This is a genomic window from Micromonospora sp. NPDC057141 (genome assembly GCF_042670805.1).
Lineage (GTDB): Bacteria > Actinomycetota > Actinomycetes > Mycobacteriales > Micromonosporaceae > Micromonospora.
The window spans coordinates 38403-63530 of sequence record NZ_JBHUVA010000010.1 but is presented as its reverse complement, the minus strand read 5'-3'; the positions used below and the strand labels follow the sequence as shown (position 1 = coordinate 63530).

Sequence of the window (25128 nt, the reverse complement as noted above, 5' to 3'; positions counted from 1 at the left end):
CAGTTTCTCAGCCCGTCGCCGATCGGTCGAGAGTGCCATTCCCATCACTAGGGGTTGATCCCCGCCACGGGGTCAGGTGGCGGCCCGCAGCGGGGCCGCGCCGAACGAGACGGAGAACCGCTTGCACCAGATCGAGACGCTGGTCAGGGCGGTCAGGTCCGTGTCCGCCGGGATGTCGTACGCCTGGTCGCCCCGGTTGCCCTTCAGCCGGCCCAGCTCCACCCAACGGCCGTCGTCGAAGACCCGCCAGCCGGCCACGCCCTCGCGTAGCGGCTGATCGGTGAGCCAGACCCGCAGGTCCGGTCCGTTGCTGGTGGCCAGCCCGACGAGTTCCAGGCGGTGCCGTCCGTCGGCGGTCCGGACGATCCGGGCCCGGCCGGACGTGTCGTGTTCGTGGGTGACGAAGTCGCCCCGGCTCACCAGCGTCGGCCCGGCCGGCGTGGGCGCGGCGGCCGGGCCGGTGGTGGAACCGGGGCCGGTCGCGGGCGCGTCGGCCGGGCCCGGGGCGGCCGGGCCGGTGGTCGCCTCCACGGCCGAGAGCATCTCGTCGACCTCGGTGTCGGTGACCAGCTTCCAGGGCTGGAACCAGGCTAGGCCGAAGGCGGCCCCGGCGGCGATCACGACGACCGCGACCCAGGTCAGCGGTTTGTGCAACAGGCGAACGATCATGCGTCCAGTCTTGCGTCGCCCGCGCCGGCCGGCACCGGTCGCGCCGGTTACGGAAGCCTTACCGGCGATCGTCGGGAGCCTTACCGCCGCGTCGGGCGATCGTCACCTGCCGTCCATAGCCCATCCACAGGTCGTTCATACGCCGTTTCCATACCCGCCCGGTTGTCTGCCCTTCCGACCGATCCGCGCCACCCAGACCGGAGGAAGTGCGTCCATGCGTCTACGGTTCAACCGCCGAGCCCGGCCCCCGGAGCTGGCTGCTGAGCGTCGCGGCGATCCGACCCCGGACCCGGCGCACCCGACCGCCGCCGGCCAGGACCAGGCTGGGCACGCGCTGCGGGCGCCGAGCAAGCTGCACGCGTTCAACCGGTACGAGATCAAGTATCTGTTGGACGCGACGAAGGTGGCGGCCCTGCGGCGGGAGCTGGCCGGCCGGCTGGCCCCGGACAGCTTCGCCGGCACCAGCGGGTACGGCGTGTGGAGCGTCTACTACGACACCGCCGACCTGCGGTTCTACTGGGAGAAGATCGAAGGGCTCAGGTTCCGTCGGAAGCTGCGCGTGCGCCACTACGGCGACCGGTCCACGATCGACGACGACACCACCGTCTACGTCGAAATCAAGCAGCGGGTCAACCGGGTCACCCAGAAGCGTCGCATCGCCCTGCCGTACCGGGCGGCTCGGCGGCTGCTCGACGAGCGGGCACCGGTCGCGCACGACCCGGCCCAGCGGGGGTTCGTCGAGGAGGTCCTCGAACTCGTCTCCGGGCTCGACCTGCGGCCGGTGGCGATGACCGGATACCACCGTGAGGCGTACGTCGGCCAGGACTCCGACCTGGGGCTGCGGGTCACCCTCGACCACCGCGTCCGGGGTCGGGACCGCGACTTCCACCTCGGCGCCGACGCGGAGAACCGGCTCATCGTGCCGGCCCGGCTCGCGGTCGTCGAGATCAAGGCCAACGAGCGGGTGCCGTACTGGCTCACCGACCTCGCCGCCCGCGCCGAACTGTCGGTGGTGCGGGTCTCCAAGTACTGCCAGAGCGTCGAGGCGTTCGGCCGCGCCCCGCGCTCGATCTGCCACGTCCAGGACCACGACCCCGCCGCCGCGCTGGCGGCGGCCACCTTCGAGAAGTGAGGCCCGAACACCGATGGACATCACGTTCCAGGACCTGTCCGGCACGTTCAGCGTGGGTGACATCGCCATCGCGCTGTCGCTGTCGTTCCTGCTGAGTGCCATGATCGGGTGGATCTATCGGGCCACCCACCGCAACGTCTCCTACAGCCAGTCGTACGTGCAGACGCTGATCATCCTCGGCATGCTGATCTCGCTGATCATGCTGGTGGTGGGCTCCAACATCGCGCGGGCGTTCGCCCTGGTCGGGGCGCTGTCGGTGGTCCGGTTCCGCAACGCGATCAAGGAGACCCGGGACGTCGGGTTCATCTTCCTGGTGATGGGCGTCGGGATGGCCTGCGGCACCCGGTTCTACACCCTGGCGGTCGTCGCCGCCGTCGCGATCAGTCTGATCATCGTGGTGATGTACCGGTTCAACTGGTTCGCGCTGAACGTGCAGCGGCAGGTGGTCAAGGTCCAGGTCCCGGCCGGTGGCAACCACACCGCCGACATCCAGGACGTGCTGGTCCGCTACACCACCGAGTTCGAGCTGGTCAGCCTGGAGTCGATCCGGGCCGGCGCGCTCACCGAGCTGATGTACACCGTCCGGCTCAAGAAGGGCACCGAGCCGGGCGACCTGATCTCGGCGCTCAGCGAGCGGACGTCCGGCCAGCGGGTGACGGTGCTCACCGGCTACGACCAGACGGACCTGTGATGGCCGAGCCCGCCCGGGCCAGGTCCCCGCTGCCCCGGGCGCTGCGCCGCCGGCTGCCCGCCCGGGTGCGGCAGAACTGGAAGCTGCTCACCACCTGCGCGGCGTTCCTCGCCGTGCTGACCCTGGTCCTCGGCACCGAGCGGATCCGCCCGTACGTGACCAGCGCCGGCGACACCGCCGCGGACACGGTGACGGTGGACATCGCCGGCACGACGAGCCTGTTCGACGCCACCGTCGCGCACTCCATTTCGCTGACCTTCCGGGACACCGACTACCAGCGGATGCTGGAGGCCTACTGGAAGGAGGGGGAGAAGGGGTACGTCGAGGCGGACCTGACCGTCGACGGCACCACGATTCCCAGCGTGGGCATCCGGCTCAAGGGCAACTCCACCCTGCAGAGCCTGACCTGGAAGGGCGAGTCCAAGCCGCGCGGTAACGGCGGCGGCCCGGCCGGCGGCGGCCAGCGCCCCGCCGGCGTCGGCCGGCAGAACGGCCAGCAGGGCGGTGGTCAGCAGCAGAACGGCCGGCAGCAGGCCGGTGGCGGGTTTCCCGGTGGCGGGATGACCCGCACCAGCCTGAAGGCCGAGGAGCCCGAGACGCTGCCCTGGCTGATCAGCTTCGACGAGTTCGTCGACGGCCGCCGGTACCAGGGGCACCGCGAGGTGGCCGTCCGCGTCGCCGGCATGGGCGGCGGCTCCACCGTGCTCAACGAGGCGCTCGCGTTGTCCCTGCTGGACAGCACCGGCGAGACCGCCCAGCGGTACGCGTACTCGTCGTTCACGGTCAACGACCGGCCCACCACCGCCCGGCTGCTGGTCGAGCACCCCGACGAGCACTTCGCCGAGCAGGTGGGCGGCTCCGGCGTGCTCTACAAGTCCCTGGCCAGCAGCAGCTTCACCGACCAGGGTGACGACCAGACCGACTACCAGGACGACTTCAAGCAGATCACGATGAAGGGCAGCCAGGACCTGCAACCCGTGATCAACCTGATCAGGTGGGTCAACTCGGCCAGCGACGAGGAGTTCGACGCGAAGCTGGCCGACCGGGTCGACGTGGAGTCGTTCGCCCGCTACGTCGCTCTACAGAACCTGCTGCTCAACTTCGACGACATGTCCGGGCCGGGGAAGAACTACTACCTCTGGTACGACCTGGAGACCAAGAAGTTCAGCGTGCTCAGCTGGGACCACAACCTGACCTTCAGCGGCAACGCCGCCCAGGGCCCGCACGAGAGCGGCAGCTTCGGCATGCGGGGCGGCATGCAGCTCCCCGAGGGGATGGAGCTTCCCGAGGGCATGCAGCCACCGGAGGGCATGGAGCTTCCCGAGGGCATGCAGCCGCCGGGTGACGGGGCCACGGAGCAGGAGGACGGCGACGCCGGCCGGGGCGGCCGGGTCGGCGGCGGCATGATGACCGGCCACAAGCTCAAGGAGCGGTTCCTGGCCAGCGATGCGTTCAAGGAGGTCTACGAGAACGCGTACCGCGAGCTCTACCAGCAGGTCTACGCCAGCGGCCGGGCGACCGAGGCGCTCGACGCGATCACCGGCGTGCTGAAGACCGTGGACGGGGTGGACGCGACGGTGGTGGACTCCGACGCCGCGCAGCTGCGCACCCTCGTCCAGCAGCGCACCGAGAGCCTCAAGAGCAACGAGGTGATCACCCGGAGCTGACCTGGCGGGCCCGCCCCGCGCCGCCCGTCGAGGAACCGGCGCGGTGCGGGGCGGGCCCGGCCGCCGGAACGGAGAAGGTAGGGCCTGCCGGATGGCTCCCGCCCCCGCCAGCCGGCAGGCTGGAAGCATGGTGGCGGACACGGGCCGGGCGGCGCCCCGGCGGACGTACCCGAAGAGCTTCCCGCACTGGGCGACCAGCCTGGCGGCCGCCGGCGTGGCCGTGGCGGCGACCACCTCGGTCGCCCAGGCGACCGGCCGGTTCCACTGGTGGGCGGGCTTCGTGCTGATCCCCGGCGCGCTGATCGGCGCGGTCGGCGGGGCGCTGCTGGCCCGCGGCGGCGGCCGGGCCTTCGCCGGGTACGTCGTCGGCTGCGTCGGCCTGCTCGTCTGCACGGTCGGGGCGCTGCTGATGACCGGCACGACGGGCCGGGGCTGGCCCGCGCTGGTCGTGCTGCCCTGCCTGGCGGTCGCCGGCACCTACCTGTGGCGGCCGGGCGACCCGCTGGCGCGCGGGCTGCACCGGACGGTCGCCCTGCTCGCCCTGGCCGGCACGGGGGTCGGGGCGACCCTGATGTTGATCCGCAACCGGGTGGTCGACCCGGGGGAGACGCACTGGTGGGGCGGCTTCGTGCTGCTCGCGGGCGTGATCATCGGCGGGAACGCGGCCGAGCTGGCCCGACACCGGATGCCGTACCGGCTCCAGGCGGTCACCCTGCTGCTCGGGCCGGCCGTGGTCGCCGCCCTGCTCGGCGTACGCATGCTGCGCGGCTGGTGAAACCACACACAGCTCACACGGCGCAGGCGACCAGCGTCAGCCGGTCGAGCACGTCGGCCGGGCCGAGCGCCTCCGCCCAATCTGCGGGGTCAGCGACGACGTGGCCCGGGTGTCCAGCACGTCCGGGTCGCAGACGAAGCCGCGGCATGGCTCCGCCCGGCGCGGCGCAGGACGCCCCGGAGGATCCGGCGGCACCGACCGCGGACGCCCGCCCGGACCTCGGGCGGCGGCTCGCACTGCTCGTGCTGGGGCCGGCCGCGCTGGTGCTCTCCGCGCAGGCGCTCGCGCCGATCGCGGTGCGGTCCCAGTTCGACAGCCCTTTCCACGGCCCGTCGCTGACCGTCCCGGTGTTCGCTGGCCTGGCCGCCCTGCTGCTGGTGCTGCTCTTCGGCTCCGGCCGCGCGGTCGACCGGCTCCGCCGCGACCTACTCGCGGAGCCCACCTCCTCCACCCGGCCCTGACAGGCCTTCCCGGCCTGGTGATCAAGAAGTTTGCGTCACCGCCGAGATCAATCCTGACGCTTTCCTCTTGATCACCGAGGAAGGAGCGGGCGGGGACCGGGTGGGCAGGGGCGTCAGCTGGCCGGGTCGTAGTGGAACGCGCGGAGTTCCTGCGCGCATCGGCAGGCGGCCGCCATCTTCGCGGCCCACTCCAGTGCCGCCTCGCGGGACGGCAGCTCCAGCACCGCGTAGCCGCCGTCGAGCTGCCGCGTCTGCGGGTAAGTCCCCTCGGTCACGGTGCCGTCCCCGGCCACCAGGACGGGCGGGACGCTCTCGTCGATGCCGCCGCCGAACACCCAGACGCCGGCATCCCTCGCCTCCTGCACCACCGCGTGCGACGCATCCGAGACCGCCTGGAGATCCCCGTCGGGAAGGACCATGGCGTCGCTCGGGAACGAGATCAGGTACTTCGTCATCGCGTCGGCTCCTTCTTCGCCCGTCAGGGATCGCCCCCATCCTCGCCGACCGCCGGGTTCCTTACCGGCGGTCAGACCAGGGAGTCGTGCCACTGGCGGCGTAGTGCCGCGTACCGGCCGCCGATGGTGGTGAGCCGCTCCGGTGGGCCGTCCTCCACGACCCGGCCGCCGTCGAGGACGAGCACCCGGTCGGCCGTCTCGACGGTGGAGAGCCGGTGCGCGATCACCAGCGCCGTCCGGTCCCGCAGCACGGTGGCGAGCGCCCGCTGCACCAGCCGTTCCGTGGGCACGTCGAGCGACGACGTCGCCTCGTCGAGGATCAGCACCCGGGGGTCGGCGAGGAACGCGCGGGCGAACGCCACGAGCTGCCGCTGCCCGGCGGAGAGCCGCCCGCCGCGGCGGCGCACCTCCGTGGCGTACCCGTCGGGCAGGGCGGCGATGAAGTCGTGTGCGCCGATGGCGCGGGCCGCCGCCTGCACCGCCGCGTCGTCCGCGCCCGGCCGGCCGAACCGGATGTTCTCCGCCACCGAGCCGCTGAACAGGTGGTTCTCCTGGGTCACCAGCACCACCGCCCGGCGCAGCTCGGCGTCGGCCAGGTCCCGCAGGTCGACCCCGTCCAGGGCGACCGTGCCGGCGTCCGGGTCGTGGAACCGGGCCAGCAGCTTCGCGATGGTGGACTTGCCCGCCCCGGTGGCTCCGACCAGCGCGACGGCCTGCCCGGCCGGCACGGTCAGGTCCAGACCGGACAGGATCGGAGCGCCGGCCCGGTAGCCGAAGGAGACCGACCGGAACTCCACCGCACCCCGCGCGCCGCCTCCGGGCAGCGGCACGGGGTGCACCGGCTCGGCGACCCCCGGCTGCTCGTCGAGCACCCCGGCGAGCTTCTCCAGCGCCGCCGTGGCCGACTGGAGCGAGTTGTAGAACTGGCTCAGCTCCTGCATCGGCTCGAAGAACCGGCGCAGGTAGAGCAGGAACGCGGCGAGCACCCCCACCTCCGTCCCGCCGCCGAGCACCCGGGCCCCGCCGTAGCCGAGCACCACCGCCACGGTCACGTTTCCGATCACCTTGATCCCCGGCGAGTACGTGGCGATCAGCCGGAACGCGTGCAGGCTGGCCTGCCGGTAGTCGTCGTTCACGGCCGCGAAGATCCGCTGGTTGCGCGGCTCCCGCCGGTATGCCTGCACCGCCCGGATCCCGCGCAGCGACTCGACGAAGTGGACGATGACCAGCGACACCGCCTCCCTGGTCCGCCGGTACGCGCCGGCCGAGGCGCGGGCGAACCAGCGGGACAGCCAGAACAGGAACGGGAACGCCAGCAGCGTCACCGAGGCCAGCGGCAGGTCCAGCCAGAGCAGGATGCCGGCCACCGACAGGATCGACAGCGCGGCGAGGACCAGGTTGTCGACGCCCCCGTCGAGCAGTTCGGCGATGGAGTCCAGGTCGCTGGTGAGCCGGGAGATCATCCGGCCCGACGTGTAGCGCTCGTGGAAGCCGACGGACAGCCGCAGGAAGTGGCCGTACACCCGCTGGCGCAGCTCCAGCAGGACGGCCTGGCCGATCCGGGCGGAGAGGGTGAGGAAGCCGCGCCGGGCCGCGTACTCGATCAGCGTGGCGGCGGCGAACGCGCCGGCGATCGCGACCAGGGGCCCGTTGTCCCCGGCCCGCAGCGGCCCGATGGCCCGGTCGATGCCGAGCATCACCAGGTACGGCCCGGACATGGCGGCGGCGTTCTGGGCCAGTAGCAGCCCCACGGCCAGCCCCAGCCGGCCCCGGTGCGGGCGCAGCAGGTCGCGCAGCAGCGCCCGGCTGCGCACCCGCAGCCGGGCGATCGCCTCGGGGGTGGCCTCTTCGGCGCGGCTCCGGTCGGCCTCCGGGTCGGTGGCCCGCCCCCGCCAGCGCTGAAGGTCCAGGTGCGTCGCCGGGCCGGAACGGTCGTCGTCGTCGGCGTCGTCGGCGTCGGCGGCGGCGTCGGTGGTGGTGGTCACGACCGCACCAGCCCCCGCCCGTCCGGCCCGGCGGGAAAGGTGTCGGCCGGGAGGGTGTCGGCCGGGGGCGGATCGGCGGACAGGACCGCCCGGTACGCGGGCACCGTGGCCAGCAGCCGTGAGTGGGTGCCGACCGCCGTGATCCGCCCCCGCTCCAGCAGCGCCACCCGGTCGGCCAGCGCGACCGTCGACGGCCGGTGCACCACGAGCAGGGCGGTGGTGTCCCGCAGCACCCGCCGCAGCGCCGCCTCGACCAGCGCCTCGGTGTGCACGTCGAGGGCGGACAGCGGGTCGTCCAGCACCAGCAGCGCCGGCCGGCAGAGGACGGCCCGGGCCAGCGCCAGCCGCTGCCGCTGCCCGCCGGAGAGGGTGAGCCCCTGCTCGCCGACCCGGGTGGCCAGCCCCCACGGCAGCTCGTACGCGAAGTCCGCCTGGGCCAGCGCCAGCGCCGCCCGGACCTCGCCCTCGTCGGCGTCCGGGCAGCCCAGCGTGAGGTTCTCCCACACCGACATGGAGAACAGCGTCGGCTCCTCGAAGGCCACCCCGACCAGCCGGCGCAGCGAGGACAGCCGCACGTCCCGCACGTCGTGGCCGTCGAGGGTGATCCGGCCGGCGGTCACGTCGTGCAGCCGGGGCACCAGCGAGAGCAGGGTGCTCTTGCCGACGCCGGTCGCCCCCACCAGGGCGAGCGTCTCGCCCGGCTCCACGGTCAGGTCGATGCCACGCAGCACCGGCGCGGGCGATCCCGGGTGGCGGAACGACACGCCCTCGAACGCCAGCCGGCCCCGGACCGCAGCCCGGGCCGGGGCGACCGCGTGCGGGCCGTCCACGATCGCCGGCTCGGTGTCCAGCACCTCCTGGATGCGGTCGGCGGCCGTCGCCGCCTCCTGGCCGTTCGCGATGATCCAGCCCAGCGACTGCACCGGCCAGATCAGCATCAGTTGCAGGCTGACGAAGGCGACCAGCTCGCCGATGGTCAGCGCGCCCCGGGCGGTGGCGACCGCCCCGGCGACCAGCACCACGCCGAGGGTCAGGTTGGGCACCAGGTCGAACAGCGCCGAGGTGCGGGCCAGCAGCCGGCTCTTGGCCACGCCGGTGTCGCGCAGCGCCCGCGCGCCGTCGGCGAACCGGGCGGCCAGCTCCGGCCCCCGGCCGTACGCCTTCATCGTGCGCAGGCCCTGCGCGGTCTCCTCGACGAGGGTGGCCACGTCGCCCTGCTGGTCCTGCATCCGCCGCGACGCCGCGTGGTAGTAACGGCCGAACCGGCGGCTGATCAGGAACAGCGGCGCGGCGCTGGCCGCCACCAGCAGCCCCAGCGCCGGGTGCAGCCGGACCAGCAGCACCACCACGGCGGCGTACGTGACCAGGTTGAGCACCAGGAACAGCAGGCCGAAGGAGAGGAACCGGCGGATCACCGACAGGTCGCTGGTGACCCGCGACAGCAACTGGCCGGACTGCCACCGGTCGTGGAAGCCGGCCGGCAGCCGCTGCAGGTGGGCGTAGATGTCGGCCCGGATCGCCGCCTCCATGCCCACCGAGGACGACGACTGGGCCCACCGGCGGATGAAGATCAGCAGGGCCTCGGCCAGGCCGAGCAGCAGGGCCAGCCCACCCAGCCGGACCAGCCCGCCCGGGTCGTGCCGGGCGACGGGACCGTCGACCACCCGCTGCACCACCAGCGGCACGGCCAGGCTTGCCCCCGTGGCCGCCAGCGCCGCCGCGAACAGCCAGCAGAACTCGACGGCGTGTGGGCGCAGGTAGGGGCGCAGCCGCCAGAGGTTGCGCAGCGGGCGAGCGGAGTCGCCCCGGTGGGCCGGGTCGCCGTCGCTCTCCGCAGGCACCAACCGACGGTAGCGCCAAAGTGGACGGTCGCCGCTGTCAACTTTCGGCAGTCTCGGCGGTATCGGCACCCTTGGCGGCTTTCGACGCCTAGTGGGCCTCGTGGGCCTCGTGGGCGAGGAGCCAGCGCTTCACGTCCAGCCCCCAGCGGTAGCCGCCGAGGCTCCCGTCGGTGCGCAGCACCCGGTGGCACGGGACGAACAGGGCGGCGGCGTTGCGGGCGCAGGCCGCCGCCGCGGCGCGCACCGCCGCCGGCCGCCCGGCCAGCTCGGCGTACGCCGTGTAGGTGACCGGGCGGCCGGGCTCGACCTCGCGCAGCACCCGCCACGCGTGCGCCTGGAACGCGCCGCCGGTGTGCTGCTGCACGGGCACCCCGTCGATGGCCGTCGACTCGCCGTCGAGGTATGCGGAAACGGCGGCGGTCACCGGCCCGAGGTCGGCGCGTCGCCGCACCGGGCCGCGCAACCCGGGGTGCACGAGCGGCATCAGCGACTCCGGCTCGGCGGTGAAGCCGGCAGCCCGGACCGCCCCGTCGGGGCCGGTCACGATGCTCAGCGGGCCGGCGGGGGTGTCGACGACCGCGCCGTCGAGGGTGATGGTCATGCTGCTCTCCAGAGTCGGATCACCGCGTACGAGCGCCAGGGGCGCCAGCGCCCGGCGTACGCGTCGAGGGTCGGTGGGCCGTCGGGCAGGCCGAGCGCGGCGGCACCGCGCCGGACGGCCAGGTCGGTGGTGAGGCCGACGTCCGGGTCGCCGAGGGCGCGCATGGCCACGTACCCGGCCGTCCACGCGCCGACCCCGGGGAGCGCCAGGAGCCGCCGCGTGGTCTCCTCCCGATCCCCGCCCGGGTCGAGGTCGAGCGAGCCGTCGGCGACGGCCCGCGCCGCGGCCCGGATCGTCTCCCGCCGCGCCACCGGCATCCGGAATGCCTCATCGGCCACCCCCAGCAACTCCTCCGCGTCGGGAAACCCCCGTAACCCGCCACCGGTGGGGACGGCGGCAGGCAGCAGCCGGGTGAGGGTGGTGCGGGCCGAGGCCAGGGAGACCTGTTGGGTGGCGACGGCGCGGACGAGCATTTCCAGGCCGTCGACGGCGCGGGGCAGGCGTACGCCCGGTTCCGCCGCCACCGCCGGGGCCAGCGCGGGGTCGGCGGCGAGGGTGCCGTCGACGGCCGACGGGTCGGCGTCGAGGTCGAACAGCCGGCGGCAGCGGGCCACCGCCGGGGCCAAATCGCGCAGGTCGGCCAGCCGCAGCGTCGCCGAGACGTACCCGTCCGCCGGGGTCAGTGCCACCTCCGCCGCGCCGTGCGGCAGCCGCAACCCCCGGTGGTACGTCCCGTCGCGCACCTCCTCCACGCCGGGCAGCGCCCGCAGCGCGAGAAAGTCCAGCAGTGCCGCCGCGTGCAACGGCGGCCGGTACGCCAGCCGCAGCGTGATCGTGCCCGCCCCGCCCGGGGCCGGCCGGACACCCCGTGCGGTACGCAGCTGCGACGGCGCAGCGGCGTAGACCTCCCGTACGGTGTCGTTGAACTGCCGGACGCTGCCGAACCCGGCCGCGAACGCGATCTCCGCCATGCCCAGCCCGGTGGTCTCGATCAGGATGCGGGCGGTCTGGGCGCGCTGCGCCCGGGCGAGCGCCAGGGGCCCCGCCCCCAGCTCGGCGCAGAGCATCCGGTGCAGGTGCCGCTCGGTGTAGCCGAGCCGGGTGGCCAGCCCGGGCACCCCGTCGCGGTCGACCACCCCGTCGGCGATCAGCCGCATGGCCCGGCCCACCACGTCCGCCCGCACGTCCCATTCGGGCGAGCCCGGGGCGGCGTCGGGGCGGCACCGGCGGCAGGCCCGCAGTCCGGCCGACTGGGCGGCGGCGGCCGACGGGAAGAACCGGACGTTGCGCCGCTTCGGCGTCGTCGCCGGGCAGGACGGCCGGCAGTAGATCCCGGTCGACGTGACGCCCGTGTAGAACCAGCCGTCGAACCGCTGGTCACGGCTGTCCACGGCCCGGTAGCACCGCTCGAAGTCCAACTCCACGCCCCCGATGATGCCCGCAGCTCACCTGCGGTGGCTCGCGGAAATCGGACCTGAGCGTCCGGACGCCCGGCGCCCCTCGTCCCGGGGCGCCGGTGGCCCCGCGCGGGGCCACCGGCATCCTGTCGTCAGCGCGCCCTGGCGTGTGGGGCGGTGGGTACCGGGGAGGGTGCGTCGTCGTGTGGGGCGGTGGGTACCGGGGAGGGTGCGTCGTCGTGTGGGGCGGTGGGTACCGGGGAGGGTGCGGCGGGCGGGGCGTCCCCGCCGCCGGCGGCCATCGCGATCGGGGCGCCGATCAGCACGGCGGCGAGGACGCCCAGCGCGCTCGTCGTCATGGTGGCGCGGCGGCGGGTCCGGGCCCGGCGTTCCGCCCGGGTCAACTGGTCATGCACTGTCGGTGCCTCCTCGGCGAGGTCGGAGAGGGTGTCGCGGATGAGGTTCTCGAAGGGCGTGGTCACCGCCGTACCTCCAGGAGTTCGATGTCCGGCAGGAGCTGCCGCAACCGGGCCACGGCCCGGTTGGTGCGGCTGCGCACGGTGCCGACCGGCCAGCCCAGTGCGGCGGCCACCTGGGTCTCGGTCAGGTCCTCGTAGTACCGCAGGACCACGACCGTGCGCTGGGCCACCGGCAGTGTGCGCAGCGCGGCCCGCATCGCCAGCCGTACGTCGGTGCCGCCGCTCGGGTCTGGACCGGCCCGTTCGTCGGCCTCGGTGAGCAGCGTCTCCCGGTGCCGACGCAGCCGACGCCACCAGCTCACCTGCTCCCGGTACATGACCGTGCGCAGGTAGCCCTCCGGATCGGCGTGGCGCAGCTCCCGCCATCTCGGGATCGTCCTGGCCAGCGCCGACTGGAACAGGTCCTCGGCGGTGTGCCGGTCCCCGGTGAGCAGGTACGCGACCCGCATCAGGGCCGGCGTCCGGTTGGCCACGAACTCGGCCAGCCGGGCCCGGTCTTCCTCGTCCACCCGCCCTCCCCTGTTGTTGTCCGTCACAGATACAGACGCCCCGGCTCGCCGCAGCTATCCCTGACGGCGGAAGAAGAACGGGGCGGGAAAGTGTCGGCAGTGGTCGGTAGCGTCCCGGCATCAACTCCAGAAGGGTGCGGCGATGGCGAGCGTGGCCGGGCGGGGGGTTCGCTGATGGGGTCGGGGCGGGCGCGGCTCGACCGCACGATGGTCCAGGGCTTCTACGACCGGATGCGGGCGGTGGCCCCGGCGGCGTACGGGGCGATGGAGCGGGACCGGGCGGGTGACCCGGGGCGGGCGTTCCGGGACACGGCCTGCGGCCGGCTCGTCGCGTCGCTCGACGCCGCCGGCCTGCGCGCGCTCGGCATGTGGGCGCACCACTGGTGCATGCGCTTCTATGACGACGACACCCGGGTGGGGCTGCGCCTGGTGCGGGAGATCGCCAGCCGCCCCGGGCTGGGCTGGACGGCCGACGAGGTGCGCTGGATGCTGGGCGAGTCCGAGTCCGAGTCTGGGTCCCGCTCCGAGTCCCAGTCCCAACCCGGGTCCGGGTCCGGGCCCCGCTCCGAGCCCGGGTCCGGGGCCGCGCCCCGGTCCCAGGTCACCGGCCCGTCCGCCGTGCACCGGTTCACGCTGCCGGCTGCGGCGGTCAGGGAGCTGCCGCCGGCCGCCCGTCGGGAGTTCGCCGCCATCGAGCCGTCCGGGGCCGGTGGCCGGGAGACCACGTCGGGGCCGGGCGTCGAGGGCCGCCGCCTGCTGGCCGGCTGAGGCAGCGCCGGCAGTTGGCCGACGACCACTGCGGCGACCGCCAGGGCGAAGCCGGCGAGCTGCACCGGGCTCAGCGCCTGGCCCAGCACCAGCCAGCCGAGCGCGGCGGCGGTCAGCGGGCTCAGCGCGCCGAGCACGGAGACCTGGGTCAGGGGCAGCCGCGCCGCGCCGCGGAACCACAGGGCGTACGCGGCGGCGGTGCCGACCAGCCCGAGCCAGGCGTACCCGAGCAGGGCCGGGCCGTCGACGGGCGGCGGCGGTCCCTCGACCGCGACGGCGAGTGGCGCGACGAGCAGGCCCCCGGCGGTGAGCTGCCAGCTCGTCGCCGCGAGGGTGCCGACGCCGGGCGGGCGCCCCCAGCGTCGGGTCAGCACCAGCCCGGCCGCCATCGCGGCGGTGCCGGTGAGCCCGGCGGCCACGCCGAGCGGGTCGGTCCCGGCGTCGGGGCGGAGCACGACCAGCGTCACGCCCAGGGGGGCGGCGAGCGCGGCGAGCAGGGCCGGGGGCCGGGGGCGCTCGCCGAGGGCCCACGCGGCCAGCCCGGCGACCAGCAGCGGCTGCGCCGCGCCGAGCACGGCGGCGGTGCCGCCGGGCAGCCGGTACGCGGCGTAGAAGAGCAGCGGGAAGAACGCGCCGATGTTGAGCGCGCCGAGCGCGGCGGCCCGCCACCACCACGCGCCGTGGGGGCGGCGCCGGGTCAGGGCGAGCAGCAGCAGGCCGGCCGGGAGGGCCCGCACCACCCCGGACCAGAGCGGCCGGTCGGGCGGCAGCAGCTCGGAGGTGACCAGGTAGGTGGTGCCCCAGGCGGCGGGCGCGGCGGCGGTGGCCAGCAGGTCGGCGGTACGGCGGGACATGGGGAGCCAATCGCTAGACATTAAGTATCTTAGAGCTAAGCTAATCATCGGCGAGTCGGTAACGCCAGTGCGAGGTGCGGCACAATGCCGGGGTGACCGAGCGGGACGACGTCGACGCCATCGTCGAGCAGTGGCGGCGCGAACGCGCCGGGATGCGGCCCGAGCCGATGGCCGTCTTCGGCCGGATCTACCGCCTGGCCCGGCTGGTCGGCGACGAGCAGGAGCGGGTGTACGCGGCCTGGGGCATCAGCCGGGGCGAGTTCGACGTGCTGGCCGCCCTGCGCCGGGCCGGCGCCCCGTACACGCTCGCCCCCAAGGCCCTGGCCGCCGGGCTGATGCTCACCTCGGGCGGGATGACCGGCCGCCTCGACCGCCTGGAGCGCGCCGGCCTGGTCCGCCGCGCCCCCGACCCGGCCGACCGGCGGGGCCTCCACGTCAGCCTCACCGACACCGGCCGGCGGGTGGCCGAGGAGGCGGCCGACGCCGGCCTGGCGACGCAGCGGCGCCTGCTCGACGCCCTCCCGCAGCGGGACCAGGAGCGGCTGGCGGAACTGCTGCGCGACCTGCTCGCCGCCGCCACGGCCCCCGAACACCGCCGCTGACGCAACAGCCACCAGCCCACCAGCCGCTGCCGCCCGCGACAGCCCGCCGAGGAGAGGACCGACCGCCGTGCCCGCCAGCGAACCGACCATCGTCGCCACCAGCATGGGCTTCCTCAGCCGCCGACGCGGCCCGAACGACCTGCGCCCCGGGCCGGTCTTCGAGCTGGCCGCCGAGCTGGCCCAGGCCGGTCCCGAACCCCGGCTGTGCTATCTCGGCCAGGCCGTCGGCGACCGGGACGCCTCGATCGCCGCCGTCCACGCGGCGTTCGCCGGCACCCGCTTCCGGGCGTCGCACCTGGCGCTGTTCCCGATGCCGAACGTCGACGACGTCCGGGCCCACCTGCTCGCCCAGGACGTGATCTGGGTCGGCGGCGGCAGCGTCGCCAACCTGTGCGCGGTGTGGCGCGTGCACGGCATCGACGAGATCCTGCACGAGTGCTGGCAGGCCGGGGTGGTGCTGGCCGGGATCTCTGCCGGCTCGATCTGCTGGCACGTCGGCGGCGCCACCGACAGCTTCGGCCCCCGGCTGCGCGGCTTCAGCGACGGCCTGGGCTGGCTGCCGTACGGCAACGGGGTGCACTACGACAGCGAGGAGCAGCGGCGACCCCTGATGCACGCGCTGGTCGCCGACGGCACGCTGCCGACCAGCCACTGCACCGACGACGGCGTCGGGCTGGTCTACCGGGGCACCCGCCTGGTCGAGGCGGTCGCCGACCGGGCGGGCGTCGCCGCGTACGAGGTCGTCCGTGCCGCCGACGGCGGGGCCCGGGAGACCCGGATCGAGCCGCGACTGTTGACCGGTGAGGTGAGCTGATCTGAGTAGGCGGGGGTCGGCCGCGTAGACTGGCCGGCCGTGAGCCTCAGCATCGGGATCGTCGGCCTGCCCAACGTCGGCAAGAGCACCCTGTTCAACGCGCTGACCAAGAACGACGTGCTCGCGGCGAACTACCCGTTCGCCACCATCGAGCCCAACGTCGGCGTCGTCGGGCTGCCGGACGAGCGGCTGGCGAAGCTGGCCGAGATCTTCTCCTCGCAGAAGGTCCTGCCCGCGCCGGTGTCGTTCGTCGACATCGCCGGCCTGGTACGGGGCGCGTCGAAGGGGCAGGGCCGGGGCAACGCGTTCCTGGCGAACATCCGGGACGCCTCGGCGATCTGCCAGGTGGTGCGGGCCTTCTCCGACCCGAACGTGGTGCACGTCGACGGCAAGGTCTCCCCGGCCGACGACATCGAGACGATCAACACCGAGCTGATCCTGGCCGACCTCCAGACCCTGGAGAAGGCGCTGCCCCGGCTGGAGAAGGAGGCCAAGCTCCGCAAGGACCGGGCCGCCGCCGTGACCGCCGCCAAGCAGGCCGTCGAGGTCCTCGACGGCGGCACCACCCTGTACGCCGGTGCCGCCGCCGCCAAGATCGACCTGGAGCACCTGCGCGAGCTGCACCTGCTCACCACCAAGCCGTTCCTCTACGTCTTCAACGTCGACGAGGCCGAGCTGGCCAACGCCGAGTTCCTCGACGAGCTGCGCGCCCTGGTCGCTCCCGCCGAGGCGGTCTTCATGGACGCCAAGATCGAGTCGGAGCTGGTGGACCTGCCCGAGGAGGAGGCCCGCGAGCTGCTGGAGTCGATCGGGCAGTCCGAGCCGGGGCTGGACCAGCTCGTCCGCGTCGGCTTCCGCACGCTCGGGCTCCAGACGTACCTCACGGCCGGGCCCAAGGAGGCGCGGGCCTGGACCGTCCCGGTCGGCGCGACCGCCCCGGAGGCCGCGGGGGTCATCCACTCCGACTTCCAGCGCGGGTTCATCAAGGCCGAGGTGGTCTCCTTCGACGACCTGGTCGCGGCCGGTTCGATGGCGGCGGCGAAGGCGGCGGGCAAGGTCCGCATCGAGGGCAAGGAGTACGTCATGCAGGACGGCGACGTCGTCGAGTTCCGGTTCAATGTCTGATTTCGGTCCAACGTCTGCCGCCTCAGGTCGCCGCTCGTAGCCGGCGTTGGTTCGAACCCGCATAGCCTTCCGCGCGTAGGTCCTGGGCGGTCAATCCTGGTCAGGGCAGCGCGCCAGGCTTGGATCGGATTCGCTCAGCAGCGGTAACACCATGGTATGGTCGCAGGATGGCGAGGACGAAGAAGGTCACGATCACGCTGCCGGCAGAGTTGCTGGAGAGCATGAAGACACACACCGACAACGTCTCCGGCTACCTCACTGAGCTGGCCGAGCGGGCCGAGCGACGCAGACTTCTCCGCGAGGAGTTGGATCGCTACCAGGGCGAATCTGGGACGTTCACTGACGAGGAGATGGCCGGGGCCCGGGCGCTCCTGCATGGGGCCGAGGAGATCAGGCGTGCGGCGTGAGCCTTGAGTCGCTGGTGCTCGACTCGCAAGGCTTCACAATGTGGATCGAACAGGACCGCAAGGTGATGCGACTGCTGGAGCAGGCAGAGCGTGATGGGGTCGATCTTGCCATGTCGGCCGCCACGATCATCGAGGTCTCCCACTCCGACGTGGACGTCGCGCGGCTGACCTGGCTGCTGTCCCGGATTCGGGTGGAGGCGGTGACGAAGGAAAGCGCCCGACGCAGTGCGGGGCTGTTGAAGGCGGCGGGGCTTCATGGGCACAAGTACGCCACAGATGCCATGGTCGCCGAGGTGGCGTTGCGACTACCCGCGCCGGTGGCGGTCCTGACATCCGATGTCGATGACATCGTCAAGCTGTGCGGGCAGCGGGTTCGGGCCATCGGGCTCTAGGTGGATTTTCTCCGGCGACGGCGCAGGTGTGTCAGGTTTGTTGATCGGCGACGCAATTTGGTCGAGTTCCGCTTCAACGTGTAGTGACGTCCCGGTTCGACCTCTGCCGGAGGTGGTGCCCGGCTCAGCTCCTGCCGCCGGGCATCAGCCCATCCAGGTCGAGCTTGATCGTGAACGGCGTCGTGGTGCGCAGCTCACGTCGATGGATTCCGGTCGGCACGTACGACCGGGTGGCCCGTCGAATTCGTAGGCGTGGACCACTGGTGATCCGGCCTCCTCCTCGATACGCCAGTAGTTGGCGATGCCGGCTTCCGCGTACTTGGGCAGCTTGACCGCCCGATCGCGGTGGGCCGACTCCGGAGAGACCACCTCCACTGTGGCCAGGAGATCGGGCTCGGGACGATTCCACCTGTCGAGTCGAATCGTGATCTCTCTGTCGACCTCGATGCCCGGCGGTGCCTGTTCCGTCAGCCGGTTCACCAGTGCGGTGACCATCCGGGCGTGCCAGACCCGCTGGGGAGACATCGTGAAGACGAGTGCTCCGTCGATCAGTTCGGTGTGGCGCGGTGCTTCGGCGAGCTTGTCAAGATCGTCGGCGTACTACCCCTCGGGGCGAGGAGGCCGCATCCACTCGGGCACCGCGGTCATGCCGTCACCGTAGTATTCGGTAATCGCGGCTCACGCCTGCTGCGCGCAGCCATCCTGCTGTGGCACGGCGACGGAATCTGGTGGCGCGAGGAACGGAGAACCATGGCCAGGCTGCTGTACTCGGCGACGGCGTCGCTCGACGGTTTCATCGCCGGCCCGGGCGGCGACATGTCCTGGCTGACCGAGCACCTGACCGGCGAGAACCCGACGGCGGAGCGCCTGCTGGCAAACGTCGGCGCGATCCTCGCCGGCAACGGCACCTTCGGCGGCAGCGACCCGAATCGGGGCACCGACAAGGAGGGCGCGTTCGGCGGGCAGTACCACGGGCCGGTGTTCGTGCTCACCCACCGGCCGCCAGCCGAGCCGCACCCGGGCATCACGTTCGGCGAGGGCGGGCCCGCCGTGCGGGTTGACGCCGCCGATCCCCGGCGAGACGGCCCACTGGTACCGCGTCGCATGCTGAACGTTGCCGCTGCTTGATCGACAGGGTGGCTCGCGCAGGACATGATGTCCTGATGCGAACTCGGCTCCTCTTCGTCCGGCACGGTGAGTCGGTGCACAAGGTCGAGGATGTCGTGGGCGGCCCGGGTGGCTGCCGGGGACTGACCGACTCGGGCCATCAGCAGGCGCGCCGGCTGGCCGACCGGCTCCGCGACGAACTCGCCGTCGCCGGGCCGGTGGCGGTCTACTCGTCGGTGCTGCGCCGGACGGTCGAGACCGCGTGGCCCATCGCCGAGGCGCTGGGCGTCAGCCCGGTGCCCGACTGCGGGCTGTGCGCCTGGCACACCCCGCCGTACGCGGACGGGCTGCCCACCGCCCGGTTCCAGACCGAGCACGCCGTGGAGGGCGGCGGGGTGTTCCGGCCGTTCGAGGAGGGCAACGAGAGCTGGGCCGAGCTGGTCGTACGCGTCAGTCGCGCGATCATGGACATCGCGCACCGGCACTGGGGCGGCACGGTCGTGCTGGTCGGGCACACCGAGACGGTCGAGGCCTCCTTCCACGCGCTCGCCGCCCAGCCGCTGTTCCGGGCGTTCGACATGGAGGTGGCCCCGGCCTCGATCACCGAGTGGACCACCGACGGCGATCCCACCGGCTGGCCGCCGTCCCGCTGGACCCTGCGCCGCTTCAGCGACGTCTCTTGACATCACTTGACGTCTCCTGACGTCTTCGGCGCGGCGTCCGGGTTGGTGTGTCGGCCCGCTCGGGCACACTGTGCCGATGACGGAACGACTGGCACCCGTGCTGCGGGTCGCGGACGCCGAGGCCACCGCCGGGTGGTACGCCCGGCTCGGCTTCCGCAAGCAGTGGGAGCACCGGTTCGCGCCGGAGCTGCCGCGCTACGTGAGCATCGCGCGGGGCGGCATCGAGGTGCACCTGTCGGAGCACGCGGGCGACGCCCGGCCGGGCACCCTGCTCTACCTGTACGTCGACGACGTCGATGCGGTCGCGGCGGCCTGCGGCGGCGTCGAGGTCTCCGAGCGGGACTGGGGCCGCGAGTTCCAGCTGACGGACCCGGACGGCAACCGCATCCGGGTCGGCACCGTCCCCGCCTGATCCGGCCCGCATCCCTGGACAGTTGTCGTCGGCAGCTGACGACAACTGTCCAGGTCGGGAAGCACCTGGGTGCCGGGGCGGGGCAGCGCGGGGGCGATCGGGCGTGATGGGGTGTCGCCTGTGGAGTTGAGCGTCGACGTCGACGGCATGCGGTTGCCGGCCACCCTGAGCCTGCCGACCGGCCCGGTGCGGGGCGGGCTGGTGGTGCTGCACGCGGCCGAGGCGGGGCACCGGTCGTACTTCTGCTACGAACACCTGGCCCGGCTGCTGCCCGGCGCGGGGGTCGCGGTGCTGCGCTTCGACCGCCGGCCCCGCGTCGACGGCCACGACGTGCCCCTGGCCGACCAGGCCGCCGACGCGATCGCGGCGGTCGACGTGCTGCGCCGCCACGTCGGCGACGTGCCAGTCGGGCTGTGGGGGCTGAGCCAGGGCGCCTGGGCCGCCCCGCTGGCCGCCGGGCTCCGGCCCGACCTGGTCGCCTTCCTCGTGCTGGTCTCCGGCAGCGGGGTCAGCCCCGCCGCCCAGATGCGCTACGGCACCGCCGAGCAGTTGCGCCGGCACGGGTACGGCGACGGCGACCTGGCCGAGCTGGGCCGGGCTCGGGCCGCCATGGAGGCGTACCTGCGGGGGGATCTCGACCGCGCGGCGGCGCAGGCGGTGATCGACCGCGCCGCCGAGCGCCCGTGGTTCCCGCTGGTCTACCTGCCGCGCGTGCTGCCCGACCAGCCGGGCACCTGGCGCGACATGGACTTCGACCCGGTCCGGGTGTTGGCCCGGGTGAGCTGCCCCGTCTTGCTGTTCTTCGGTACGACCGACGCCTGGGTCTCGATCGACGACAGCGTCGCCGCCTGGCGGCGGGCCACCGCCGGGGCGGCCACCCCGCCCACCGTCTGCCGGCTGGACGGCTGCGACCACTACCCGACCCTCGGCGAGGGCACGAGTCTCGACAGCATCAGCCCGCAGTACGCGGCCACCCTGCTGAGCTGGCTCGACGCCCGGCTGCCCGCCGGCTAGCGGGCCGGGCTCAGCGCCCCGTGCCAGGGCCGGCGGTCAGCTCCTCGCGCAGCGGGCCGGGTCACGCGCTGCGCAGGGCGTCGTCGACGCCGGTTTCGCGGCGGCCGAGGTGCACGGGGTCGCGGCCGGAGAGCAGGTCGACGGCGGCCTTCACGCAGGCCCCGTACTCCCGGGTGGAGCTGACCCGCCACGTCCTGGCGTACGCGCGGGCCGTCTCGTCGCCCACCCCGCTGGCGTCGACCCCGAGCCGCCGGCACACCGCCACGGCGCGGGGCAGGTGGAAGGACTGCGTCACCACCGTGGCCCGTTCCACCCCGAAGATCCGCTTGGCCCGCGCGCACGAGTCGTACGTGTCGAAGCCCGCGTAGTCCAGCACGATCCTCTCCGCCGGCACGCCGTTGTCGAGCAGCCAGGCCCGCATCGCGGTCGGCTCGTCGTAGTCGGGGTTCATGTTGTCGCCGGAGAGCAGGACGGCGCGGACCTTCCCGGCGGCGAACAGCCGCTGGGCGATCTCCAGCCGGGCGGTGAGGAACGGCGACGGCGTCCCGTCGGGCTGGACCTTCGTGCCGAGCACCAGGGCGACGGGGGCCTCGGGGACGTCCGCCTCGGCGAAGATGTGCCCCTGCGCGCCCCCGCGGATCCACGTCACGCTGGCCACGGTGCCGCCGGTCAGCAGCGCCGCACCGAGAACGCCCGCGACGGCGGCGCGGCGCAACCAGCGCGTACGCGTGCCCCGGGCCGATCGCAGTCTGCCGAGCACGGTGGAGAGTCGACGCCGCATGGGTACGAGTATCCCCGAGCCGCCCCACCCGTACGGCGGGGCGTTGATCGACTTAGCCTTGATCGACTCCATGCCGCCGACATGGCGGTATCAATCGGCCCTCGACCGGACCATGTCGCCGACATGGTGTGGACCAAGGCGGAGTCAGGCCGGCGGGCGGGTCAGTTCGACCTCGTCGCCGGGCAGGATCTCCACGTCGCCCTTCGGACCGCGTACCTCAAGGACCGGCACGCCCTCGTCGAGCTGCATAGCCCGGCGCTCGGTGCCGCTGGGCATCCGCGCGACGACCGAGGCGCCCGGCACCAACTCCACCACCCGCCGCGGGGGAGCCTCCCGCACGACGGTCCCCCTGCCGCGATTGGTGGTGACCAGCCCTTCCGCGCGCAGAGTCGAGATCGCCATCCGGACCGCGTCCCGCCCGATGCCGTACTCCTGCATCAGCTGCGTCTCGCTGCCGATTGCCGAGCCCGCCGGGAGGCCGCCGGACTTGATTCGCTCGCGCAGCAGGTCGGCGAGCTGCACGTAGACGGGCGTGTGGGAGCGCGGATCGATGGTCATGGCATCAGCGTGGTGGCCTCGTGGGTGAAGCTCCTCTTGGCTATATGGCAACAAAGGCTTGTGGCCATAAGGGTGCATGGCTATGGTTCCAGTTACTTCCCGTGTTGGGACGGAAACCCCGGAGTGGTCAGGCGAAGGAGTGGGCCGATGGTGGGCGGGTTCTTCAGGTGGGACGGTGGGTCCGGGTGGGCGTCGCGGAGGCTCGGGGTCGCACCCGGCCCGCGCTCCTCGGCGTACGTGTCGCTGCTGCCCTGGCAGGTGCGCACGCAGCGGTTCCGGGCGGCCCGGTTCGGGCGGCGTGGCCTGGACCCCGGAGAGGTGCGGGCGTTCCTGGACCGGTTGGCCACCGAGCTGACCGCCCAGCACGACGCGCTGCGGACGGCCCGGCTGGAGGCGGCGCGGCTCGGCGGCGAGGTGCGCCGCCTGCGGGCCGAGCGGGCTCGTCGACCCCACGCGGGCCGACGCTGATGGCGGCCCGGGGGCGGTACGTCATCCACCTGCCCGTGCTCGCCGCCGACCTGGTCGGTGCGGTGCGCCTCGCCCGGGTGGTGGCCCGCTGGTCAGGGGTGCTCTCCTGCGCGGACCCGGGGGAGACCACCGTGTCGGCGGAGGACGAGCAGGGCGTACGGCATCGGGTCTTCTGCGACCTGCGCCTGCCCGGTGGTCGGCGCTGCCTGCTGCGGGCCGACCACGACGGCCCCTGCACCCGCCGTCCGGCGGTCCGCTGACGGATGTTGGACCGAAACCGCCACCGGGGCCACTTCTGTCAATGTCGCGTCCACATCGGACGGCTGACAAGAGCAGTCACCGACGGTACGCTATGGGCGCTCGAAATCAGAGCAAGCTATCCATTGAAGCCGCTGTGTCGAATCGCCACCAAGATGCATTGTAGGCAATGCTTGTGCGCCGATAGCTGTGACTGAAGACCGCGCCTCCGTCCCCGTGGTCGCTGCGGCGTCCATCGAGCTAGCCATTGTCAAGCATCACTACGACCGGATTTCGTCCAAGGAGAGGGTAGCGATGCATCGGCCCAGAATGTCTCGATGGCGCCTACTGTCCGCCGTGGTGCTCGGTGTCCTGCCGGTTCTTGCCGCTGTCCCGTCCGCAGCCGGCGCGGGGCTCGGGGGGCTGCTGCCGGATTCGACGCCGACCTTCCAGCACCAACTGCTGGCGAAGGCCACCCCCGACGAGTGCTTCGCCGGGGTCGGGATTCCCTACCCGGCCGGGCCGCCCTGCGCGCAGGGACAGGCCAAGGTCAACCAGGCGTACGTGTGGTCGCTCGCCCAGGCGGACAATCGCCTGTGGTTCGGCACCGGGGCGAATGTGAACTGCATCGTCGCCGGCACGACTCTCGCGCAGCCGACACCCCGGCTGTACGACGACTACGTGTGCGAGTACGCGAACAGTCAGATCGTGGTGCAGAATCCGACCATGCCGACAAATGTCGGCGATCACCGGCAACCCCGGGTGTACGTCCACGATCTCTCCTCCGGAGCGCTCACCGAGAAGACGGACGTCATCAAGAACCGGTCCACGGATGACCTGAACCGGTTGAAGCGGACGCTGGGACTGCGTGCCGGTGGCACCAGCCAGGGGGTCGTCTTCCTCGCCGGGCCGGCCCTCGGTGCGACGGTCAACATGTTCGCGTTCGACACGGTCACCGGCGATTACCTCGGCTCGGCCAACTTCACCAGGTACGGCAACATCCGCCACTTCCTGGTGGCCGACGGGGTCCTCTACGCGGGCGTGGGGGTGGGCCCCAACGGCAAGGACGGTGGATACCTGCTGCGCTGGGCCGGGGACCGCGCCAACCCGTTCGACTTCGTCGAGGTCGGCCAACTGCCGGCCCAGATCGCCGACCTGACGGAGCATGACGGCCGGATCTTCGTCAGCACCTGGTCGGCGTGGAGCGGCGGCGGCTCGCTGGCGGGCGGATCGGCGGGTGGAGACCCGGTCTCGCCCCACACCATCGTCGATCCGCTGCTCGAACGCCTCGGCATCAGGCCGATCCAGGAGGTCGACCCCACCATCGCCGGGGTGTGGATGAGCCCGCCGCTGAAGAACGGTGCGCCCGGCCTGACCGCGGACGACGCCGCCGGCTGGGAGCAGGTCTGGAGCGTCCAGCAGTACGAGCCGGATCCGCTGATCGCCACCACGTACGGCCTCGGTGCGCTGGTCTCGTACGGCGGCTACCTCTACTGGGGCACGATGCACGTGCCGATGAAGTCGACGAGCGTGGTCGCCGCGATGTACCCGCCGGCGGACGAGTATGCGGCTCGGGACACCCTGGAGAACTCCCAGCGCGCGGTGAGCATCTTCCGGGGCCGGGGGTTCGGGCCTCTCCTCGGTGGGATCGATCTGATCGAGGACGTGGACCTGCTCTATGGCGAGCCGGAGCTGCCGGTCTTCAACGCGCAGGCGAACAGCGGCGCGGGTGGCTGGGAGAACATGTCCACCGGCTCCAGCGCGCAGTTCGGGCGCATGGGCTTCGGCAACATCTACACGAACTACACCTGGACCATGGCCGTCACCGATGGCCGGCTCTTCGTCGGCACCATGGACTGGAGCTATCTCGCCAAGGACCTGCTGCCCGAGACCGCGGCGCAGCTGGGCTTCAGCGGCGCGGTCGAGGGGCTGAGCGACGGGTTGGATCCGATCACGATCGACCCGGAGCTCTACGGCGGCGACCTGTACATGTTCGACTCGAACCAGCGGCCCGCCACGGCGGTGGACACTAAAGGGCTGGGCAACCACCTCAACTACGGCTTCCGCACCATGATCACTGATGGGTCGACCCTCTATCTCGGCATGGGCAACCCGATGAACCTGCGTACGGACCCGACCGACGACGTTCCGGAAGGCGGCTGGGAACTGATCAAGCTGACCTGGGGCTGACCGCGACCTCGTGGGGCCGCCCCGGCCGACCCGGGCGGCCCCACGAGGCGGGCT

The 25128-nt window shown here is 72.9% G+C and carries 29 protein-coding genes and 1 pseudogene; 18 read left to right on the top strand and 12 right to left on the bottom strand.

Annotated features, from left to right (window positions below):
- Positions 1-72: 72 nt before the first annotated feature.
- Positions 73-669, bottom strand: a complete 597-nt coding sequence (locus ACFT41_RS09225; protein WP_377613784.1) for a DM13 domain-containing protein — start codon at positions 667-669, stop codon at positions 73-75.
- A 214-nt stretch (positions 670-883) separates the two neighbouring features.
- On the opposite strand from ACFT41_RS09225, the gene ACFT41_RS09220 reads away from it, so the two are divergent.
- The 5 genes from ACFT41_RS09220 to ACFT41_RS09200 all read left to right on the top strand — a co-directional run bounded on the left by ACFT41_RS09220 (position 884) and on the right by ACFT41_RS09200 (position 5395).
- Positions 884-1801 carry a polyphosphate polymerase domain-containing protein gene (locus ACFT41_RS09220; RefSeq protein WP_377585850.1) on the top strand — a complete coding sequence of 306 codons (918 nt, stop codon included), beginning with the start codon at positions 884-886 and terminating at the stop codon, positions 1799-1801.
- Between the two features lie 13 nt (positions 1802-1814).
- Complete coding sequence (locus tag ACFT41_RS09215) at positions 1815-2492, top strand: DUF4956 domain-containing protein (protein WP_377585852.1); 678 nt, start codon at positions 1815-1817, stop codon at positions 2490-2492.
- Positions 2492-4159, top strand: coding sequence for a CotH kinase family protein (locus tag ACFT41_RS09210; RefSeq protein ID WP_377585855.1), 1668 nt, complete (start codon positions 2492-2494; stop codon positions 4157-4159). The genes ACFT41_RS09215 and ACFT41_RS09210 overlap by 1 nt, the downstream gene beginning before the upstream one ends.
- 127 nt (positions 4160-4286) lie before the next feature.
- Positions 4287-4934: a hypothetical protein gene (locus ACFT41_RS09205; protein WP_377585858.1), complete on the top strand. Its 648-nt coding sequence runs from the start codon at positions 4287-4289 to the stop codon at positions 4932-4934.
- 146 nt (positions 4935-5080) lie between these two features.
- Positions 5081-5395 (top strand): hypothetical protein, encoded by a 315-nt coding sequence (locus ACFT41_RS09200; RefSeq protein WP_377585860.1) that lies wholly within the window; start codon positions 5081-5083, stop codon positions 5393-5395.
- Positions 5396-5508: 113 nt separating this feature from the next.
- On the opposite strand, the gene ACFT41_RS09195 is transcribed toward ACFT41_RS09200, so the two are convergent.
- The 7 genes from ACFT41_RS09195 to ACFT41_RS09165 all read right to left on the bottom strand — a co-directional run bounded on the left by ACFT41_RS09195 (position 5509) and on the right by ACFT41_RS09165 (position 12662).
- Positions 5509-5850 carry a YciI family protein gene (locus tag ACFT41_RS09195; protein ID WP_377585863.1) on the bottom strand — a complete coding sequence of 114 codons (342 nt, stop codon included), beginning with the start codon at positions 5848-5850 and terminating at the stop codon, positions 5509-5511.
- Positions 5851-5921: 71 nt separating this feature from the next.
- Positions 5922-7760, bottom strand: coding sequence for an ABC transporter ATP-binding protein (locus tag ACFT41_RS09190; RefSeq protein WP_377585990.1), 1839 nt, complete (start codon positions 7758-7760; stop codon positions 5922-5924).
- A 71-nt stretch (positions 7761-7831) separates the two neighbouring features.
- Positions 7832-9676: an ABC transporter ATP-binding protein gene (locus ACFT41_RS09185; RefSeq protein ID WP_377585865.1), complete on the bottom strand. Its 1845-nt coding sequence runs from the start codon at positions 9674-9676 to the stop codon at positions 7832-7834.
- Between the two features lie 88 nt (positions 9677-9764).
- Positions 9765-10277, bottom strand: coding sequence for a methylated-DNA--[protein]-cysteine S-methyltransferase (locus tag ACFT41_RS09180; RefSeq protein WP_377585867.1), 513 nt, complete (start codon positions 10275-10277; stop codon positions 9765-9767).
- A complete protein-coding gene (locus tag ACFT41_RS09175; RefSeq protein WP_377585869.1) occupies positions 10274-11701 on the bottom strand; it encodes an AlkA N-terminal domain-containing protein in 1428 nt (475 codons plus the stop codon). The genes ACFT41_RS09180 and ACFT41_RS09175 overlap by 4 nt, the downstream gene beginning before the upstream one ends.
- Positions 11702-11826: 125 nt before the next feature.
- The gene (locus ACFT41_RS09170; RefSeq protein ID WP_377585872.1) at positions 11827-12156 is read right to left on the bottom strand and encodes a hypothetical protein; all 330 of its coding nucleotides are present in this window, start codon (positions 12154-12156) and stop codon (positions 11827-11829) included.
- Complete coding sequence (locus tag ACFT41_RS09165; RefSeq protein ID WP_377585875.1) at positions 12153-12662, bottom strand: SigE family RNA polymerase sigma factor; 510 nt, start codon at positions 12660-12662, stop codon at positions 12153-12155. The genes ACFT41_RS09170 and ACFT41_RS09165 overlap by 4 nt, the downstream gene beginning before the upstream one ends.
- A 174-nt stretch (positions 12663-12836) precedes the next feature.
- Between ACFT41_RS09165 and ACFT41_RS09160 the strand changes: the two genes are divergently transcribed.
- Positions 12837-13430 (top strand): hypothetical protein, encoded by a 594-nt coding sequence (locus ACFT41_RS09160; protein WP_377585877.1) that lies wholly within the window; start codon positions 12837-12839, stop codon positions 13428-13430.
- A gap of 80 nt (positions 13431-13510) precedes the next feature.
- Here the strand turns inward: ACFT41_RS09160 and ACFT41_RS09155 are convergent.
- Positions 13511-14284, bottom strand: a pseudogene (locus ACFT41_RS09155) (EamA family transporter); the annotation flags it as partial.
- A gap of 92 nt (positions 14285-14376) precedes the next feature.
- On the opposite strand from ACFT41_RS09155, the gene ACFT41_RS09150 reads away from it, so the two are divergent.
- The 5 genes from ACFT41_RS09150 to ACFT41_RS09130 all read left to right on the top strand — a co-directional run bounded on the left by ACFT41_RS09150 (position 14377) and on the right by ACFT41_RS09130 (position 17624).
- Entirely contained in the window at positions 14377-14886 is a 510-nt protein-coding gene (locus tag ACFT41_RS09150) for a MarR family winged helix-turn-helix transcriptional regulator (protein WP_377585880.1), read from the top strand.
- Between the two features lie 67 nt (positions 14887-14953).
- Positions 14954-15700, top strand: coding sequence for a Type 1 glutamine amidotransferase-like domain-containing protein (locus ACFT41_RS09145; protein ID WP_377585883.1), 747 nt, complete (start codon positions 14954-14956; stop codon positions 15698-15700).
- A 39-nt stretch (positions 15701-15739) separates the two neighbouring features.
- Positions 15740-16825 carry a redox-regulated ATPase YchF gene (gene ychF / locus ACFT41_RS09140; RefSeq protein ID WP_377585886.1) on the top strand — a complete coding sequence of 362 codons (1086 nt, stop codon included), beginning with the start codon at positions 15740-15742 and terminating at the stop codon, positions 16823-16825.
- A 167-nt stretch (positions 16826-16992) separates the two neighbouring features.
- Positions 16993-17232, top strand: coding sequence for a hypothetical protein (locus ACFT41_RS09135; protein WP_377585889.1), 240 nt, complete (start codon positions 16993-16995; stop codon positions 17230-17232).
- Positions 17229-17624, top strand: a complete 396-nt coding sequence (locus ACFT41_RS09130) for a hypothetical protein (protein ID WP_377585891.1) — start codon at positions 17229-17231, stop codon at positions 17622-17624. The genes ACFT41_RS09135 and ACFT41_RS09130 overlap by 4 nt, the downstream gene beginning before the upstream one ends.
- A 144-nt stretch (positions 17625-17768) precedes the next feature.
- Here the strand turns inward: ACFT41_RS09130 and ACFT41_RS09125 are convergent, their stop codons facing one another.
- Entirely contained in the window at positions 17769-18173 is a 405-nt protein-coding gene (locus tag ACFT41_RS09125; protein WP_377613786.1) for a Uma2 family endonuclease, read from the bottom strand.
- Between ACFT41_RS09125 and ACFT41_RS09120 the strand changes: the two genes are divergently transcribed.
- The 4 genes from ACFT41_RS09120 to ACFT41_RS09105 all read left to right on the top strand — a co-directional run bounded on the left by ACFT41_RS09120 (position 18126) and on the right by ACFT41_RS09105 (position 20840).
- Entirely contained in the window at positions 18126-18752 is a 627-nt protein-coding gene (locus ACFT41_RS09120) for a dihydrofolate reductase family protein (RefSeq protein ID WP_377585894.1), read from the top strand. The two genes, ACFT41_RS09125 and ACFT41_RS09120, sit on opposite strands and share 48 nt — an antisense overlap.
- Positions 18753-18787: 35 nt before the next feature.
- Positions 18788-19414 carry a histidine phosphatase family protein gene (locus ACFT41_RS09115; protein ID WP_377585896.1) on the top strand — a complete coding sequence of 209 codons (627 nt, stop codon included), beginning with the start codon at positions 18788-18790 and terminating at the stop codon, positions 19412-19414.
- Between the two features lie 76 nt (positions 19415-19490).
- The gene (locus ACFT41_RS09110) at positions 19491-19826 is read left to right on the top strand and encodes a glyoxalase superfamily protein (protein WP_377585899.1); all 336 of its coding nucleotides are present in this window, start codon (positions 19491-19493) and stop codon (positions 19824-19826) included.
- A gap of 120 nt (positions 19827-19946) precedes the next feature.
- Positions 19947-20840, top strand: coding sequence for an alpha/beta hydrolase family protein (locus ACFT41_RS09105; RefSeq protein WP_377585901.1), 894 nt, complete (start codon positions 19947-19949; stop codon positions 20838-20840).
- A 61-nt stretch (positions 20841-20901) separates the two neighbouring features.
- Here the strand turns inward: ACFT41_RS09105 and ACFT41_RS09100 are convergent, their stop codons facing one another.
- On the bottom strand, positions 20902-21621 hold the full coding sequence (locus tag ACFT41_RS09100; protein ID WP_377585994.1) for a vancomycin high temperature exclusion protein: 720 nt from the start codon (positions 21619-21621) through the stop codon (positions 20902-20904).
- A 144-nt stretch (positions 21622-21765) separates the two neighbouring features.
- Positions 21766-22179: a GntR family transcriptional regulator gene (locus ACFT41_RS09095; RefSeq protein WP_377585904.1), complete on the bottom strand. Its 414-nt coding sequence runs from the start codon at positions 22177-22179 to the stop codon at positions 21766-21768.
- Positions 22180-22326: 147 nt separating this feature from the next.
- Here ACFT41_RS09095 and ACFT41_RS09090 point away from each other — a divergent pair, with 147 nt between their 5' ends.
- The 3 genes from ACFT41_RS09090 (at position 22327) to ACFT41_RS09080 (ending at position 25074) form a co-directional block, all read left to right on the top strand.
- On the top strand, positions 22327-22647 hold the full coding sequence (locus ACFT41_RS09090; RefSeq protein WP_377585906.1) for a DivIVA domain-containing protein: 321 nt from the start codon (positions 22327-22329) through the stop codon (positions 22645-22647).
- Positions 22647-22907 carry a hypothetical protein gene (locus tag ACFT41_RS09085; RefSeq protein WP_377585909.1) on the top strand — a complete coding sequence of 87 codons (261 nt, stop codon included), beginning with the start codon at positions 22647-22649 and terminating at the stop codon, positions 22905-22907. Before ACFT41_RS09090 ends, ACFT41_RS09085 begins: the two co-directional genes overlap by 1 nt.
- 307 nt (positions 22908-23214) lie before the next feature.
- On the top strand, positions 23215-25074 hold the full coding sequence (locus tag ACFT41_RS09080) for a hypothetical protein (protein WP_377585912.1): 1860 nt from the start codon (positions 23215-23217) through the stop codon (positions 25072-25074).
- Positions 25075-25128: the final 54 nt, after the last annotated feature.